This is a genomic window from Methanococcoides vulcani, from assembly GCF_900111645.1.
In the GTDB taxonomy this organism is placed as follows: Archaea; Halobacteriota; Methanosarcinia; order Methanosarcinales; family Methanosarcinaceae; genus Methanococcoides; species Methanococcoides vulcani.
This window is the reverse complement of sequence record NZ_FOHQ01000002.1, coordinates 292,011-309,233: the sequence shown is the minus strand read 5'-3', so window position 1 is coordinate 309,233 and position 17,223 is coordinate 292,011. Positions and strand designations below refer to the sequence as shown.

12 protein-coding genes are annotated in these 17,223 nt (G+C 46.8%); 8 read left to right on the top strand and 4 right to left on the bottom strand.

Annotated features, from left to right (window positions below):
- Positions 1-24: 24 nt before the first annotated feature.
- Complete coding sequence (locus tag BMX02_RS04800; protein WP_091689554.1) at positions 25-300, bottom strand: hypothetical protein; 276 nt, start codon at positions 298-300, stop codon at positions 25-27.
- Between the two features lie 303 nt (positions 301-603).
- Here BMX02_RS04800 and alaS point away from each other — a divergent pair, with 303 nt between their 5' ends.
- From alaS to BMX02_RS04780, 4 genes are all read left to right on the top strand, one after another.
- On the top strand, positions 604-3,375 hold the full coding sequence (gene alaS / locus BMX02_RS04795) for an alanine--tRNA ligase (RefSeq protein ID WP_091689553.1): 2,772 nt from the start codon (positions 604-606) through the stop codon (positions 3,373-3,375).
- Positions 3,376-3,654: 279 nt separating this feature from the next.
- Entirely contained in the window at positions 3,655-4,725 is a 1,071-nt protein-coding gene (locus BMX02_RS04790; RefSeq protein WP_091689552.1) for a response regulator transcription factor, read from the top strand.
- A gap of 139 nt (positions 4,726-4,864) precedes the next feature.
- Complete coding sequence (locus BMX02_RS04785) at positions 4,865-7,462, top strand: valine--tRNA ligase (RefSeq protein WP_091689551.1); 2,598 nt, start codon at positions 4,865-4,867, stop codon at positions 7,460-7,462.
- A 59-nt stretch (positions 7,463-7,521) separates the two neighbouring features.
- Entirely contained in the window at positions 7,522-8,052 is a 531-nt protein-coding gene (locus BMX02_RS04780) for a universal stress protein (RefSeq protein ID WP_091689550.1), read from the top strand.
- A 53-nt stretch (positions 8,053-8,105) separates the two neighbouring features.
- Here BMX02_RS04780 and thiD read toward each other — a convergent pair whose 3' ends face one another.
- Positions 8,106-9,476: a bifunctional hydroxymethylpyrimidine kinase/phosphomethylpyrimidine kinase gene (gene thiD / locus BMX02_RS04775; protein WP_091689549.1), complete on the bottom strand. Its 1,371-nt coding sequence runs from the start codon at positions 9,474-9,476 to the stop codon at positions 8,106-8,108.
- A gap of 228 nt (positions 9,477-9,704) precedes the next feature.
- Between thiD and BMX02_RS04770 the strand changes: the two genes are divergently transcribed.
- The 3 genes from BMX02_RS04770 to purF all read left to right on the top strand — a co-directional run bounded on the left by BMX02_RS04770 (position 9,705) and on the right by purF (position 11,664).
- A complete protein-coding gene (locus tag BMX02_RS04770; RefSeq protein ID WP_091689548.1) occupies positions 9,705-9,923 on the top strand; it encodes an LSM domain-containing protein in 219 nt (72 codons plus the stop codon).
- Between the two features lie 116 nt (positions 9,924-10,039).
- Complete coding sequence (locus tag BMX02_RS04765) at positions 10,040-10,210, top strand: 50S ribosomal protein L37e (RefSeq protein WP_081955726.1); 171 nt, start codon at positions 10,040-10,042, stop codon at positions 10,208-10,210.
- Between the two features lie 29 nt (positions 10,211-10,239).
- Positions 10,240-11,664, top strand: a complete 1,425-nt coding sequence (purF, locus tag BMX02_RS04760) for an amidophosphoribosyltransferase (protein ID WP_091689547.1) — start codon at positions 10,240-10,242, stop codon at positions 11,662-11,664.
- Here purF and BMX02_RS04755 read toward each other — a convergent pair.
- Positions 11,661-12,176, bottom strand: a complete 516-nt coding sequence (locus tag BMX02_RS04755; RefSeq protein ID WP_167879247.1) for a phosphatase PAP2 family protein — start codon at positions 12,174-12,176, stop codon at positions 11,661-11,663. The two genes, purF and BMX02_RS04755, sit on opposite strands and share 4 nt — an antisense overlap.
- 55 nt (positions 12,177-12,231) lie before the next feature.
- On the opposite strand from BMX02_RS04755, the gene BMX02_RS04750 reads away from it, so the two are divergent.
- Positions 12,232-15,846: a hydantoinase B/oxoprolinase family protein gene (locus BMX02_RS04750; RefSeq protein ID WP_091689546.1), complete on the top strand. Its 3,615-nt coding sequence runs from the start codon at positions 12,232-12,234 to the stop codon at positions 15,844-15,846.
- Between the two features lie 80 nt (positions 15,847-15,926).
- Here BMX02_RS04750 and dinB read toward each other — a convergent pair whose 3' ends face one another.
- Positions 15,927-17,021, bottom strand: coding sequence for a DNA polymerase IV (dinB, locus tag BMX02_RS04745; protein WP_091689545.1), 1,095 nt, complete (start codon positions 17,019-17,021; stop codon positions 15,927-15,929).
- Positions 17,022-17,223: the final 202 nt, after the last annotated feature.

Sequence of the window (17,223 nt, the reverse complement as noted above, 5' to 3'; positions counted from 1 at the left end):
GCAGGTCGTATACAAATGGAAGATTTAACGTGGCAACTGTTCAGATACTACTTCTGACCTTACCCTGTTATAAGGAACATTAAAGCTGTTACCAAGGGATCCGACAAACTGTCCGCCATTGCCCTCAAGTTCCATTTCAGGAATTGCCCCCTCAGCCTCAGGTTCGTCAAGTATCGGATCGCAGAGGTATATCTGCAGGTCCCCGGCTGCATCCAGAAAAACGGATGGGCGGACACCGGTACTATCATACTCCTCTACTGCGCCCCTGAAGACCAGTGACATATATTTGACTGCCTGCATTGTAATCATCTTTCCCTAAGGTATAATACATAGTTTCTATGGACAGGCATATATTCAGCGTGTCCATGATTTTTGCAGAAAGATCGAAAATGTGTACACGTCGGAACACAACCCGATCGAGATGATCGCAAATAACAGGACCTATAGCCACAATCGAAATTGTAGAATAGGAAGAGCACATATTAGCGCTCAAAATGAGAAATTTATTTAAACTATCGAACAATACGTGGTAGAACACATTATACGTACTACATATATTGCATACAGCATGATTACAAAATAACACTTACAGTTGGAATCATTATGCTTGAAGATGAATATCAAATCGATTTTTTCTCTGATAACGGATTTATCAGAAAACAGTGTCCTAAATGTGGAAAATACTTCTGGACACGAGACCAGGATAGGTCAACATGTGGAGATGCACCATGCGACCCCTATTCATTCATAGGCAATCCCGTATTCAAGAAGAAGATGGAACTTGCAGAAATGCGGGAGTTCTACCTTAAATTTTTCGAGGAACAGGACCATACCCGCATCGATAGATACCCGGTCATTGCCAGATGGAGAGACGACATATACTTAACAATTGCATCAATTGCCGACTTCCAGCCATTTGTAACATCCGGGCAGGTACCACCACCAGCAAACCCACTCACAATTTCCCAGCCATGCATCAGGCTTTCTGACCTCGATGCTGTGGGAAGGAGTGGCAGGCACCTTACCACTTTTGAAATGATGGCACACCATGCCTTCAACAACAGTAAGAAAGAGATCTACTGGAAGGACCACACACTGGAACTGTGTGACGGACTCCTCGACTCCCTTGGTGCAGACCCGATGGCTGTCACATACAAGGAAGAACCATGGGCAGGTGGCGGAAATGCCGGACCATGTGTGGAGACACTTATCGGCGGGCTTGAGGTCGCAACGCTTGTGTTCATGGACCTGAAGCAGGACAAGACCGGAGATATAAACATCAAGGGAGACCAGTATTCCAAGATGGATAATTACATCGTGGATACAGGATACGGACTTGAGAGGTTCGTGTGGGCATCAAAAGGTTCACCCACCATCTATGATGCGATCTTCCCCAGCATTGTGAACGAGCTAATGGGACTTGCAGGTATCGAGCATGAGCTTGAGAACGAAGAGTATACCAATATCCTTTCACAGAATGCACGTCTGGCAGGACTTATGGACGTCAGTGAGAAAGCAAACCTGTTCGAATTGAGGAAACAAGTTGCTTCCAGCATCGGAACTACCGTAGAAAAGCTCAGTTCGATAATGGAACCTGTGGAAAGCGTCTACGCTATCACAGATCACACCAGATGTCTCACATTTATGCTCGGTGACGGTGGCATACCATCAAATGTTAAGGCCGGATACCTTGCAAGGCTTGTCATACGCAGGACGCTCAGGATGATGAAAGACCTTGGCATCAACGTCCCCATATCTGAAATCGTGCGGATGCACATCGACACCCTGCCGGAGTACCCTGAATTCCAGGAGAACTTCGATGTCATTGAGGATATTCTTGCCCATGAGGAGCGCAAGTTCGCGGACACACTTGACCGTGGCAGGAGAATGATGGAGAAATCTGCCAGGCACTATAAGAAGAGTGGAGAAAATATCCCTCTTGAGACCATCATAGACATGTATGACAGTCAGGGGATCCCACCAGAGATCTCAAAGTCTGTTGCAGCAGAGGTCGGTGTGGAGGTAGACCTTCCGGACAATTTCTATTCACTGGTAGCAGATAAACACAGCAAGTCCGAAGAGAAGGAAGAAAAGGTCATTCCTTTTGCCGACAGGATCGCAAAGTTACCGAAGACAAAACGCCTGTTCTATGACGAGCCGAACAGGATGGAGTTCGAAGGTGTTGTCCTGGACATATTTGAAAAGCATATCGTACTTGACAATACGCTTTTCTACCCCGAGGGTGGCGGACAGCCAGCTGATCACGGCACATTGACCGTTGAGGACGTTGTACTTAATGTGGTGGACACCCAGATCTACAACGGAGTGGTGGTCCATACCATTGATGATATCGAGGATGAACTGCACATCAGAAAAGGTGACCTTGTGGTCGGCAGGGTTGATGAGGAGCGCCGTATGGCACATGCAAGACATCACACTGCAACCCACATCATCAATGATGCTGCAAGGGATGTTCTTGGAAGCCATATCTGGCAGGCAGGTGCCCAGAAGTTCAGGGACAGGGCGCGTCTTGACCTTTCACACTACAAACGTATCACACAGGAAGAGCTGGACCAGATCGAGCTGATTGCAAACCGTACTGTCATGGAGAACAAGCGGGTGCTGAGTGACTGGATGGACAGGACAGAGGCCGAACAGAAATACGGATTCCGCCTGTACCAGGGCGGTGTACCCCCAGGAAAGATGATCCGTGTTATGCAGGTAGGCAATGATATCGAGGCATGTGCAGGCACTCACTGTACGAACACAGGCCTTGTGGGTCCGATCAAGATACTGAAGACCGAACGCATACAGGACGGTGTGGAACGTCTGGAATATGCTGCAGGAGAAGCTGCTATCAAAGCAATGCAGGATCTCGAGTCACTTGTGCGCGATTCATCCGAAACACTGCGCGTATCAGCAGAGCAGTTGCCATCTACTATCGGGAGGTTCTTTGATGAATGGAAGGATCTCAAGAAAGAGAACACAAAGCTCAAAGAAGACCTTGCTCATGCAAGGGTAAGCCAGCTGATCACAGATGCTGAGACCATCAACGACATCAGGGTCATCGCAAAGACGGTCCCACATGCAGACAGTGATGAGCTCACAAAGACAGCCGGTGAACTGACACAGGAGAACGATGTCGTTGCTGTGCTGATAAGCGAGCTGGACGGCGTTAAGATCGTGGCAGCTGCTGGTGATGAAGCAGTTAAGAACGGCGTCAACGTGGGCCTGATCGTCAAAGAGATGTCCACAATTGTCGGCGGCGGTGGCGGAGGCCGCCCTAACATGGCGCGCGGTGGAGGAACGGATCCATCAAATATGACCGGCGCCCTGGATCGCGGTATTGAGCTGTTAAAAGAACAGCTCGAATGATCGGGAATTGAACTGAACAAAACGGAGTTCTTTTGCGGTACTGCTGGAAAAGAGCACCTTTTAATAATGTTCAAGAGCCGATCTGAGCTTACTATTTGAAGCCGATCTTCTACTATTCTTTACTTTTTTGCTCTTTTTTTACATTCGTTACCCTACGACCTGATAATTATGCCATAAGATCAGAAAATACATGCATAAACACATCAAAAAATACCATTCTATTTGAAAAGGTTAATATTAGAAAAAAAACAATAGAATGTACTGAAATTGTGAGGTAAGATGTCTGCAGAAGAAACTGATGAGATCATGGGCACGCTTTGTAAGGAACTAACCACAAAGAATGCATTATTGTTAGCACCGATCAATGTGTTCAGCGAGAGAATGATCTATTTTTACACCCATTCTGCAATGAAGAGTGATCCTTCCCGCAACATTGTATGGCTTTGCCTGAAGACCTCCAGAAAACATGTTCTTGAAAAATTTGAAGAATACGGCCTGGAAGTCGGTGAGTTTATGGACAGAATTTGGTTCATTGATACAGAGGGACCTGGCAAGAACGACCCGAATACCCTTTATTGCAATTCTGTGACAGACTACATAAAGATCGGTTCACATACATCAAAGATATTTGGTCAAAAACCCGGATCGATCCTCGTCCTTGACGACCTTACAGTACTTTCCAAAGACAATCTGCAGACAGTAGAGAATTTTATTAAATTCCTTGAACGAAACGTTCGTGAAAATCAGGGCAGCATCATCTCCATGCTGGGAAAAGGTGCCCTTCCGACTGAGACCGAAGGCCTGATGCGCTCGTTCTTTGACGTAATAATCGATATTACGGAACAGGGCAAATTGCACACAGACATCGGATTGAACATTGTTGATGCCCGTTATACCATCGTTGATGGAAAGATCGACCTGAGCTACAGTCAGAAAAAGATGCAAAAGGAAAGACTGACGATCCTTGTCGTGGACGATGAACCAGATATTCCTGAACTGATAAGACTCTCACTTGCCACGGAACCCTACGATTTCCTGATAGCATATAGCGGAGAAGAAGCTGTAAAGAAAGCTATCGAGGAAGTTCCCGACCTGATCCTGCTGGATATCATGATGCCGGATATGGATGGATATGAGGTCGTCGAGAAACTCAAGCAGAACAGTGATGCCCAGGATATTGCAGTCATAATGGTCTCTGCAAAGACAGAGGTAGAGGACAAGCTCAAAGGTATGCAGCTTGGTATCGATGACTACATCTCAAAACCATTTGACAAAAGGGAGATCAATGCCCGTATCAAGATGGTCATGAAAAGGTTTGGCTGGGAACCAAAGGAAACGGATTCCAACTAAAACCTTCTTTTTTTAACTTTTTTTATACAAACTCAATACAGAGTCATATCATAGTTCCAACCAGATATTTTAAATAATCTAAAACCTCTCAATCTAACAAAATATGCGATAACTGTTTAATTATCATCGGAGTGTTTTAATGACGATTCCTAAAGAATATGATTCCAATGAAATAGAAGAAAAATGGCAGGACACCTGGGATATGTCAATGTATCATTTTGACTGGAAGGATGAAAGCCGTCCACAGTACATAATAGATACACCACCTCCATATCCTACAGGAAATTTCCACATAGGAAATTCACTCAACTGGTGTTACATCGATTTCGTTGCACGTTATAAGAGAATGCAGGGATTCAATGTAATGTTCCCACAGGGCTGGGACTGTCACGGCCTTCCTACCGAAGTAAAGGTAGAGGAGATCCACGGCATTACCAAGAACCAGATACCACGTACTGAGTTCAGAAAATTATGCGAGGAGATGACCGTCGGCAACATCGAGAAGATGCGCGCCACAATGCTCCGCCTTGGATTCTCCACGGACTGGAGCAATGAGTTCATCACAATGGACCCTGACTACTATGTCAAGACCCAGAGATCCTTTGTCAAGATGCAGGATATGGGACGCGTATACCAGTCAGAGCATCCTGTAAACTGGTGTCCAAGATGTGAAACAGCTATTGCCTTTGCTGAGGTCGAATACGATGCACGGGACACAAAGCTCAACTTCCTGCACTTTGACAAACTGGAGATCGCCACCACAAGGCCGGAACTGCTTGCAGCATGTGTGGCAGTTGCCATCAATCCTGATGACGAAAGATACAATGAGAATATCGGGCAGACCGTCAAGGTACCATTGTTCGGCCACGAGGTAAAGGTCATCGGGGACAAGGATGTTGACCCATCGTTCGGTACAGGGGCTGTCATGATCTGTACCTTTGGAGATAAACAGGATGTCAGATGGTGGGTAGAGCATGATCTGCCACTAAGAAAGGCCATTGACAAGAACGGTCGCATCACAGAGATCGCAGGCAAGTATGCAGGCATGACAATTCCTGAATGCAAAGAAGCTATTATTGAGGACCTTAAGAAAGAAGGCTACCTCTATGACCAGAAAACACTCGACCAGAACGTTGGAATGTGCTGGAGATGCAAGACCCCTATTGAGATCCTGTCCGAACGCCAGTGGTTCGTGAAGATCGACAATGACGAGATCCTCGAAACAGCCGATGAGATCGAATGGTTGCCTGAGTATATGAAGGTCAGGCTCCAGAACTGGACAGGAACCATGGAATGGGACTGGTGCATCTCCCGCCAGAGGATATTTGCAACACCAATACCTGTATGGTACTGTAAGAAATGTGGAGAGGTCATGGTAGCAGAAGAAGAATGGTTACCAATGGACCCTACACAGGAACAACCACCTGTAGCATGCAAGTGTGGTTCCACTGACTTCGAGCCAGAAGAAGATGTACTTGACACATGGATGGACTCTTCCCTTACAGCTCTGCACGTAGCAGGCTGGTTAAGCGACAAGGAGATGAGAAACCCAACACAGCTACGCCCACAGGGACACGACATCATACGCACATGGGCATTCTACAGTATACTGCGTTCAAAGGCACTGACCGGCAAGAGACCATGGGATTCCATACTCGTCAATGGAATGGTGCTCGGAGAGGATGGTCACAAGATGAGCAAGTCACTTGGAAACATCATCTCACCGGAAGAAGTAATTGCAAAATACAGTGCTGATTCATTCAGGCAGTGGGCTGCAGTAGGTGGTTCCACCGGATCAGATGTAATGTTCAGGTGGAAGGACGTCGTATCAGCATCACGATTCTTTACGAAGATGTGGAGTATCTACCGTTTCTCCATGTCACACCTTGAGGATGACCTTTCAGACATCGTGAACAACAAGCCGGAAGAACTTGCGATCATTGACAGGTGGTTGCTGAGCAATCTTAACAGGCTCATCATGTCAGTAACTGAAAGCCTTGATGCATACCAGTTCGATGAAGCTTACAAGTCCATCAGGGGATTTGCATGGGAGACCCTTGCGGACAACTATATCGAGCTTGTCAAATCCAGACTATACGGAGATGACGAAAATGCCCGCAGGACGGCACAATATACGCTTTACCTGGCAATGGATGCCCTATCACGCATGCTTGCACCTTTCGCACCATTCTTTGCTGAAGAGATGTACTCAAGGATCGGGGAAGGCAGCGTACATGCACAGGGCTGGCCGGAAGCTGACGAGTCACTCATAAGTGAATCCGTAGAAAAGGACGGAGAGCTCATCAAGGAAATTGCGAGCAATGTCAGAAGATACAAGTCCGAGTCAGGCATGGCACTAAATGCCCCTCTTGAGAAGATAGAGGTATACGGTACACTCGGAGACGCTTCCGACCTTATCGGCGTGACAAACTCAACCGTAGAGATCATCGAAGGCGAACCTGACTTTGAGCATGTTCCTGTGAACATAAAGCCTAACATGGGCATCATTGGTCCAAAGTTCAGGAAGCAGGCAGGAGCTATCATCAAGACACTTACATCAATGGACCCTGTGGAAGTTGCCGACATCGCTTCAAAGGGCAACATCAGCATAACAGTTGATGGCGAGGATATTGAGCTTGAACCTGAAAGTGTTGTCATTGAGAAAGAGGTCATTTCAGCCGGCAGGGCTGTGGATGTTCTTGATGTCAACGGTACTGTCGTAGTGATAGTCCGCTGACCAAAACAGTTATTTTTACCCCCGCTCTAGTTTTATATAACTAAACGCGGGGGTTTTTTATGACTAACAAAGAGTATAACAGGATACTGATAGCAACTGACGGTTCCGAGAACGCAGAGAAAGCTGCAAGATCGGGAGTGAAGATAGCAGCTTTGAGCGGTGCTAAAGTACTTGCCCTTTATGTTGTTGAGATGGAGACCGTAGGTGTTACTCCTGAAGCTGTCCACAGGGACTACGTCGCATCAATGGAACTGGCGGTCACCGAACATATGACCAAGGAACAATGGCATGAATTTGCCCGGGTCGCAGATGATATGTGGAAGACTGAAAGACACAAGCATCTCGAAGAGAAAGGGAATGCTGTTACATCCTATGTGGAAGATCTTTGCAAAGAGCTGGGAGCAGAGGTTGAAACACGTGTAGAGGAAGGTCACCCTGCAAACGTTATTCTTGATATTGCAGAGAAAGAGAATGTGGACCTGGTTGTCATCGGCACACTTGGAAAGACAGCGGATGGCAGGTTCAGGCTCGGCAGTGTTGCGGACAAGGTTATCAGGAACTCACCGGCAGAACTTCTGGTCGTCAGATAAAATAGTAAGATAAAAATTAAGACAAAAAATATTAAAAAAGGAAGAAGGAGACTTTAAGCCTCCAGAACTGCAAGACGGTCTGCAATCTCCAGGGCGATACTTGCAACTTCTATTGCATCCCTTCCGAGAACACGGACCATTGGTTCCTTACCCATGCCTCCGGCATCAGAGATGATAGCGGGAACCCTGCCATAGGAATCAATTGCATAGGTTACACCCCAGTCCATGGTGTGGGTGTGTTCAGGCTCTTCTGCACGGCTAAAAGAGGACATTGTAAGTCCCATATCCTCACAGATAGCCAGCACGTTCCCTGAATAGCTTATGTTGACCGATGCACGAATTTCCGGATCGAACTCCATCGCCGCAAGAACGATCCTTGCAACATGGCTGCTTGCACCAAAGCTGACACAACCTACCACCTTTGGCCTGCCCTGAAGCCTGACGATCCTGCCATTGACAGCAACAACATCAGAAACCTTCCTTGCGTGCGGCAGGGCCATTGCTATATTACAACCTACCTCTGCGACAAGCTTGGCGAAATTGGGGCTGTCCTCAAGCATCTTAACTGCCTTTTCAGTGTTAGCAAGCACTTCATCCTTTGTTGCCATCATCTGGAGATAGCCCATCTGGTTCACAGGCGATACGCCCTTACCAATAGTTCTGCTCAGAAGGATGCCGTATTCAACGAATTCCTTTGCAGCGATAGCAGCATCTACAATAGAATAGCCTCTTGCAAGATAGGCTGTAAGTGCTGAAGAGTAAGTGCAACCTGAACCATGGGTACCTCCTTCAATGAACCTTCCGGGCACCTCTGCGAAGAGATCACTTTCAGATTCATAGACCAGGTCCACAGCATCAGAATGCCCTCCTGTGATCACTACATTCTTTACCCCAAGGACAGCAATGGCCTTTGCAGCTTCTTTGGCATCCTCACGTGAATTTATGGTGATACCGGAAAGGACCTGTGCCTCACTTATGTTGGGAGTTGTGGCATAGCTAAGAGGCAAAAGCTCTTCTTTCAGGACCGAAACGGCATCTTCCTTCAGAAGATCTCCGCCGGCCTCTGCGGCCATTACAGGGTCCACGATGATATGAAGACCATATTCTTTCACACTTTTTGCCACTGCCCTGACAATGTCAGCAGATGAAAGCATGCCTGACTTTGCCCATCTGATGTCCATATCGGTGCAGACAGCTTCGATCTGGTCGGACACCACTGAAGGCGGCAGATCGTATGCACTCTTTACTCCGGTAGTGTTCTGTGACGTCACTGAGGTTATGGCACAGGTCCCATGCACATAAAGTGACCCAAAGGTCTTGATGTCGGCCTCGATACCTGCCCCGCCACCTGAATCTGAGCCGGCGATGGTCAATACTACGGGAGTTATATCCATCTCATCCATGTTCCTGCCTTCTATTATCATGAAGTTAAAGATTGAACTTGTTAAATAAAAACCAAGTGGTTACATCGGAATGATCTGGTGAGATCATTAAAGAGATCTTCCAAGATAGACATATCTTCGACAGGTTTATATAGAGTATTTGCAACAATGGAGATTCTAATCAAGAACTAAATCAAGAACTAAAACCTTATTAAGTTCGAGAGTAACATAGCTTATCAAAATCACATAATGCATTAGGGGCGATTAATAATGGGAAACAGACCTCTGGATATATTGAACGATGCTTTGAACACATCCGTCATTGTCAGGTTAAAAGGTACAAGAGAGTTTAGGGGTATCCTTCAGGGATATGACGTACACATGAACCTTGTACTTGAGGAAGCAGAAGAATTAAGTGAAGGCGAAGTTGTTCGCAAGATCGGTGGCGTTGTTATCAGAGGAGATAACGTTGTCTACGTGTCTCCGTAACCTATAAGAATAATAGGTGCATCAGGGATAAACCCACACCAATATAATTACAGCTAACAACAGTTGAGATATACTGGAACATATTACATTATAGATTTACAAAAGGTGATTAAGAGATGTCAAAAGGTACTCCATCAATGGGTAAGAGGCAAAAACGCACACACGCTAAATGCAGACGCTGTGGAAGCGTTTCACTCAACATCCATACAAAACAGTGCACATCATGCGGTTTCGGAAAAACATCACGCATGAGAAGCTACCAGTGGCAGAGAAAGTGCAAATACTAAAAAAGGACTTTTTCTCACTCGGAGTATAAATGAAAGAAGAATGCGGCGTTGTTGGTGTGTTGATGCATGATGCAGATGCACAGGCGAAACCCGCTTCACTTCAGATATACTATGCCCTCTATGCCTTGCAGCATAGGGGACAGGAATCTACCGGAATTACGGTCAAATGTGGAGAGACCGTCAAGTCCATCAAAGGCATGGGGCTTGTTCCGGAAGTTTATTCCAAAGATGATCTTCTGAAACTCAAAGGTAACCTTGGTCTCGGACATGTCCGATACTCCACTACCGGAGATTCAAATATCGAGAACTGCCAGCCACTAATGGTCAATTACAAGAGTGGTACCGTTGCAATTGCACACAACGGCAATCTTGTGAACGGCCGGGAACTTCGGGATGAACTGGAATCCGAAGGGCGCATTTTTATTACTAATTCTGATACAGAGGTCATAGCACATCTTCTTGTCAAGGAGATGCTAAAGCGTGATCATTTAGAATCCATCAAAGCTGTGATGTCAAGACTAAAGGGATCATACTCCCTTGCCTTGATGATCGATGACCGACTATTTGCTGCTCGCGATCCCCTGGGATTCAAACCATTATGCATAGGTGAGATCAGCGGCGGATATGTGGTCGCATCAGAGAGTGTGGCTATTGACACGCTCAACGGCGAACTTACAAGGGATGTAAGACCCGGTGAAGTTGTAGAGATCACAAAGAATGGCTTTGAAAGCCACCAGATGTTCAGCGAGAAGAACGCTGCACATTGTGTTTTTGAATACATTTATTTTGCAAGGCCTGATTCCATTATTGACGGACAGCTTGTTTACAAGGTTCGTGAAAAGATCGGAAGGGAACTTGCACGCGAGCATCCGGTAGAAGCCGACATAGTATCCCCGGTACCTGACTCGGGAATCACATCCGCTATCGGGTATTCCGAAGAGTCCGGGATCGACTATCGGGAAGGCCTGATGAAGAACCGTTATATCGGACGCACATTTATCCTGCCCGGACAGGCAATGCGAGAAACAGCGGTACGTCTTAAGATGAACACCATTTCCGAGAACCTCAAGGACAGGAGGGTCATTCTCATCGATGACAGCATCGTGCGTGGAACCACCTCACGCCGCATCATTGAAATGGTACGCAAAGCAGGTGCTAAAGAGATACATGCAAGGATCGGAAGTCCCGCAATTATCGCCCCGTGTTATCTTGGAATTGATATGGCCACAAGGGACGAGCTTATAGCTGCCAAAAAACCCGTGGACATGGTCAAAGATGCGATAGTTGCAGATTCACTTGGATATCTGAGCATCGACGGCCTTGTCAGGTCGATCGGCATTGACAGGAATGAGCTCTGTCTTGGATGCCTTACTGAACTTTACCCTGTAGAGATACCTGGTGAAAAGTGTCACCGCAAGCAACTCAAACTTGATGAGTTCAAGGACGAGGATTAATCCGACTCCTCTCTTTTTTGTACATATACACTACCCACACCAATCCTTATCCAGATGTATCCCATTAGGATACCAAGAACAGCACCAGCTATCACGTCTGATGGATAATGGACCCCTGCAAACACACGGCTAACAGCCATCATTAGAGCAACAGTCCACAAAAGATAGCTGTATTTTCCTGCTATCTGGTGCAGGAACATTGCTGCTGCAAATGCCACGCCTGAGTGAATACTCGGCATTGAATATCCTGATGCTTCCACAACAAAACGTACGTCCTCAGGCCTTGGAACCATTAACCAGGATTTCAGGACAGTGGCTGCTACCCACACAGATAATAGCATCAGGCCAAAATACACTGCAGTTCTCTTTGAGCCGGAGAGGTAAAGATAAAATCCTATTAATACCCACAAAGGGCCTTCACCCATAACAGAAAGAAACACCATAAGAGGATCCAGTGCCGGATATGAGTTCAGCATCTGAACTATCGGGAGCTCCATGGATGAGAACGACATAAATAATTGTAGGAACTGTATAGGATAAACATTTTTGCAATAGAGGTTCCCAAACATGTCCAATGGTAAAAAATGGCATTTCTGGATCGACAGAGGCGGTACGTTCACTGATGTTGTCGCCATGAGACCGGATGGAAGCATTATTACACACAAACTGCTCTCAGAAGACCCTGAGCACTATGAGGATGCAGCCATACAGGGCATACGCCGGATACTTGGGCTTTCAAAGGATGATGAACTTCCCACAGAGAAGATCGAGTGCATTAAGATGGGAACCACCGTGGGCACAAATGCGCTTCTGGAAAGAAAAGGTGAGAGATCTGCACTTGTGATAACCAAAGGATTCAAGGATGCACTGCGGATCGGTTACCAGAACAGGCCGGATATCTTCGCGCTTGAAATTGAACTGCCCGAAGTTCTCTATGAGCAGGTGGTCGAAGTGAAACAGAGACACAGTGCCAGAGGTGAAGAGCTTGTAACGCCTGATGAAGAAAAGATCAGAAAAGACCTCGAAGCCATCTATGCCAAAGGCATACGTTCGCTGGCAGTTGTGCTTATGCACTCATACCGATATCCGGAACATGAACTGGTCATTGAAGGAATAGCAAAGGACATTGGTTTTAATAACATCTCACTTTCGCACAATGTCAGTCCACTGATCAAGATCGTGGGTCGCGGGGAGACCACCATGGTCGATACTTACCTTTCCCCAGTCCTGCAGCGATACGTGAACAGGATACTTGCTGTCCTGCATGCAGATGACAATAATACAAAGTTACTTTTCATGCAATCCAATGGCGGATTGACCGATGCAATGTTGTTCAGGGGGAAGGACAGTATTCTTTCGGGGCCTGCAGGAGGGATCGTAGGAGCTGCCAGGGCATCAGGAATGGCAGGATTTGAGAAAATTATCAGTTTCGACATGGGAGGAACATCCACCGATGTTGCACATTACAAAGGGAAATATGAACGCTCCTTTGAGAACGAGGTCGCAGGGATACACCTCTATTCACCAATGATGAACATCCATACCGTTGCAGCCGGAGGAGGTTCTATTTTACATTTTGAGGAAGGAAGATATCAGGTAGGACCTGACTCTGCGGGCTCTGATCCCGGACCTTCCTGTTACAGACGAGGAGGTCCGCTGACAGTTACAGATTGCAATGTGATGCTGTCCAGGATCATTCCAAAGTTCTTCCCTAATGTTTTCGGGGAATCCGGGACATTGCCAATGGACGCTGATGTGGTACGCTCTCATTTTTCCGGGCTTGCAGAGAAAATATCCACAGACACAGGAGAGAACACCACACCCGAACAGGTTGCCGAAGGGTTCCTTACCGTTGCCGTGGAGAACATGGCAAATGCGATCAAGAGGATCTCAACACAAAGAGGATACGACCTGAAAGATTATACATTGTGCTGTTTCGGAGGCGCAGGTGCCCAGCATGCATGTCTCGTTGCAGATTCCCTTGGAATATCCCGTGTATTCATACACCCGTATGCAGGAGTATTATCAGCGTATGGAATGGGGCTGGCAGACCAGAGGATGATCATTGAGAGGTCTGTGGAGGAAGAGCTTACTGACAAAGTGATCCATGAGATTCGAGATTTGTTCGAAGAACTGGAGAGCGATGGCTCTGCTGCTATGAAAGAGCAGGGAGTTCCGGAAGAGGAACTTGTGCTCGAACACAAGGTCCATGTGAAATATAGCGGCACCGACACATCCCTTGAGGTCGGTTTCGGGAAGATCGGGACCATTGTGGAAAGCTTTCTTGAAGCTCACAAAAAACAGTTTGGTTTTGTGATGGAAGACAGGAAACTTGTAGTTTCCAATATTTCGCTGGAGATCATAGGACTAAATGAAATTCCGGAAGAGATCATCGGAAACGATGTGGCAGAAGGTGAATGCTCCCATGAGACAGCTGTTGACATGTACACCTGTGGAGAATACCACTGCACACCAGTCTTCACCAGGAAATGCCTGAAACCCGGACATGTGGTGAAAGGGCCTGCACTTGTCATTGAAGATACCACTACAATTGTCGTGGAACCATCATGGAAAGCAGAGATCACACCCAAAGACCACATTGTACTAACACGCACAGAACCGCCGGCAGAACACGTTGCCATCGGTACGAATATTGACCCGGTGATGCTTGAAGTGTTCAATAATCGTTTCATGTCCATTGCCGAGCAAATGGGATACCGTTTGCAGAACACTGCACATTCGGTCAATATCAAGGAACGCATGGACTTTTCCTGTGCTATCTTTGACAATGATGGGAACCTGATCGCAAACGCACCCCACATCCCGGTTCACCTCGGGTCCATGGAAGAAGCGGTCAAGGCCATCATCCGATCCACCAAAGGAAACATGAAAGCAGGGGATGCCTACATGCTCAATTCCCCATATGCCGGAGGCACCCATCTTCCAGACATCACTGTAATATCACCTGTGTTTTGCGGGACCGAAGATGTAAAGTTCTATGTGGCATCCCGTGGCCACCATGCGGACATAGGAGGAGTGACACCCGGATCCATGCCCCCTAAGAGCACGACGATATATGAGGAGGGCATATCGATAGAGAATTTCAAACTGATGAACGAGGGGACATTCCAGGAAGCAGATATCCTGGAACTTCTGACATCAAACAGCTATCCATCAAGAAATCCTCAACAGAATATCGCAGACCTCAAAGCCCAGGTGGCTGCCAATGAAAAAGGGCTACAACAGCTTGAGAAGATGGTGGAGAAATATTCACTTGAAACCGTCAGTTCATACATGCAGCATGTACAGGACAATGCCGAGGAAGCTGTCAGAAGGGTTATCGACGTACTACATGATGGAAGCTTTACCTACACACTTGATGACAGCAGCCGGATATGTGTAAATATTACCATCGACCATGAGAACCGCTCTGCATGCATCGATCTCACCGGTACCTCACCACAACAGGAGAGCAACTTCAACGCACCTGCCTCAATTTGCAGGGCTGCTGTGCTCTATGTTTTCCGCACCCTCGTAAAAGAGAACATCCCATTGAATGCAGGATGCATGAAACCACTTGAGATCATCATACCGCAAGGGAGCCTTTTGAATCCTTCCTATCCTGCTGCAGTCGTGGCCGGAAATGTTGAGACCTCGCAGTACATCGTTGATTCTCTCTATGCTGCCCTGGGAGTAATGGCAGCATCGCAGGGAACCATGAACAATTTCACCTTCGGGAATCACGAATACCAGTATTATGAGACCATCTGCGGAGGTTCCGGTGCAGGAAATGGTTTTAACGGGACCGATGCTGTGCAGACCCACATGACCAACTCCCGGATAACCGACCCGGAGGTACTTGAGCTGCGTTTTCCTGTATTGCTTGAAGAGTTCTCGATACGAGAAGGAAGCGGAGGCAGGGGGCGATACACCGGTGGAAACGGTGTGGTACGCAAGGTACGTTTCCTTAAAAAAATGAAGGCAGCGATCCTTTCTTCACACAGGAAATACCCTCCTTTCGGAATGAACGGTGCAGATGGAGGCAAATGTGGCAGGAACCTGATCATAAGAAAGAGTGGGGAATGCGAGGAGATCGAAGGAACTGCTGAGATCGAAATGGATGAAGGCGATGTCTTTGTGATAGAGACACCCGGTGGCGGCGGGTTCGGGAAGCCTGAATAAAAGGATTGGTTCTATCAGAATTTATCCATTTTGTGCACATGTATGCCTTTGGCGGATATTACAACAAACCATCAAAATTGTTAGAAAAACTCAGACAGCGTTTTCTGACCCTTGCTTTCCTGAAGATTCCCAACACGCACACCGATACGTCTGAAATTAAGCGTACTACTATCCAATAACTCACCCATTATCTGATACGATACCTCCCGAAGCATTGATTTATCTGCAACAGGGTGATTCAACGTGCGGCTCTTAGTAACGGTCTTGAAATTCGAATAAATAACAGTTACTGTAACAGACCTGAAAGATACACTTCGTGACTGGACCTTTCTGAATACATCGTCCACAAGTTCGTCCAGCAGGGATAGCACAAGATCGCTCTTGCGGGTATCATGGGTCAGCGAGGCCATCCTGCCTATCTGGTCCGAGGTAGTCTTCTCTTTAACCGGACTTTCATCGATACCCGATGCAGCCATTTTGAGCCAGGTGCCCCGGGTCTTTCCGAAAGCCCCTATCAGTTCCTGTACATCACGTCCTGCAAGGTCTTTCACGGTTTCAATGCCCATTTCGGCCAGTTTATCTTCTGTGACATTCCCTATGCCCCAGAGCTTTGAGACAGGCATTTCCTTCAGGAAATCTTCAACATCTTCATCTCTAATGAGAGTGACACCATCAGGTTTCTGCTTTGAGGATGCCATCTTGGCAATAATCTTGTTCGGTCCGATACCTACCGAGCAGGTAAGGCCCTCCAGCTTTTTTACATCATCTTTGATCCGCTTTGCGATCTGGTCTGCCACATCGAAGTCACCGCCAGACCCCTGCGTTATCTCAATGAATGCCTCATCGATGCTTATCTTTTCAAAAAGTTCACCATCACCGTCTGCATATGACCTCAGTATCTCCATTATACGGTCCGACACCTCAGTATAGAACTCTTTTCGGACCGGCAGATAGACAGCATCCGGCTTTATGGACTTTGCAATCCTGCAGGGCATGGCAGAATGAATGCCAGCTTCCCTTGCAATGTAGTTGCAGGTGCTGACAGCTCCTCCTTCTTCTCCCCTGTTGGAATACATGCAGACAACAACGGCTTTGTCCTTGATGGAGGGGTCCTCGCGCTCTTCGATGGCTGCATAGAAGTAGTCCATATCAACATGGAGGATAATTCGGGACATTGTAAAGAGTTAGTATGTATGAAGTTGATTTTAAGGATTTGGCAAGTGGAGTGAAAGTGAGATCATTAAAATGATTCACCTCACAATCAAAAGATGAAAAAGATAAGAACTCCCATGAACTGAAAAATGCTCATGGAAGTTCTCAGGAATTATCACTCCACTATCACACTTGCATCCTTATCGAACGGATTTATCCTCATCG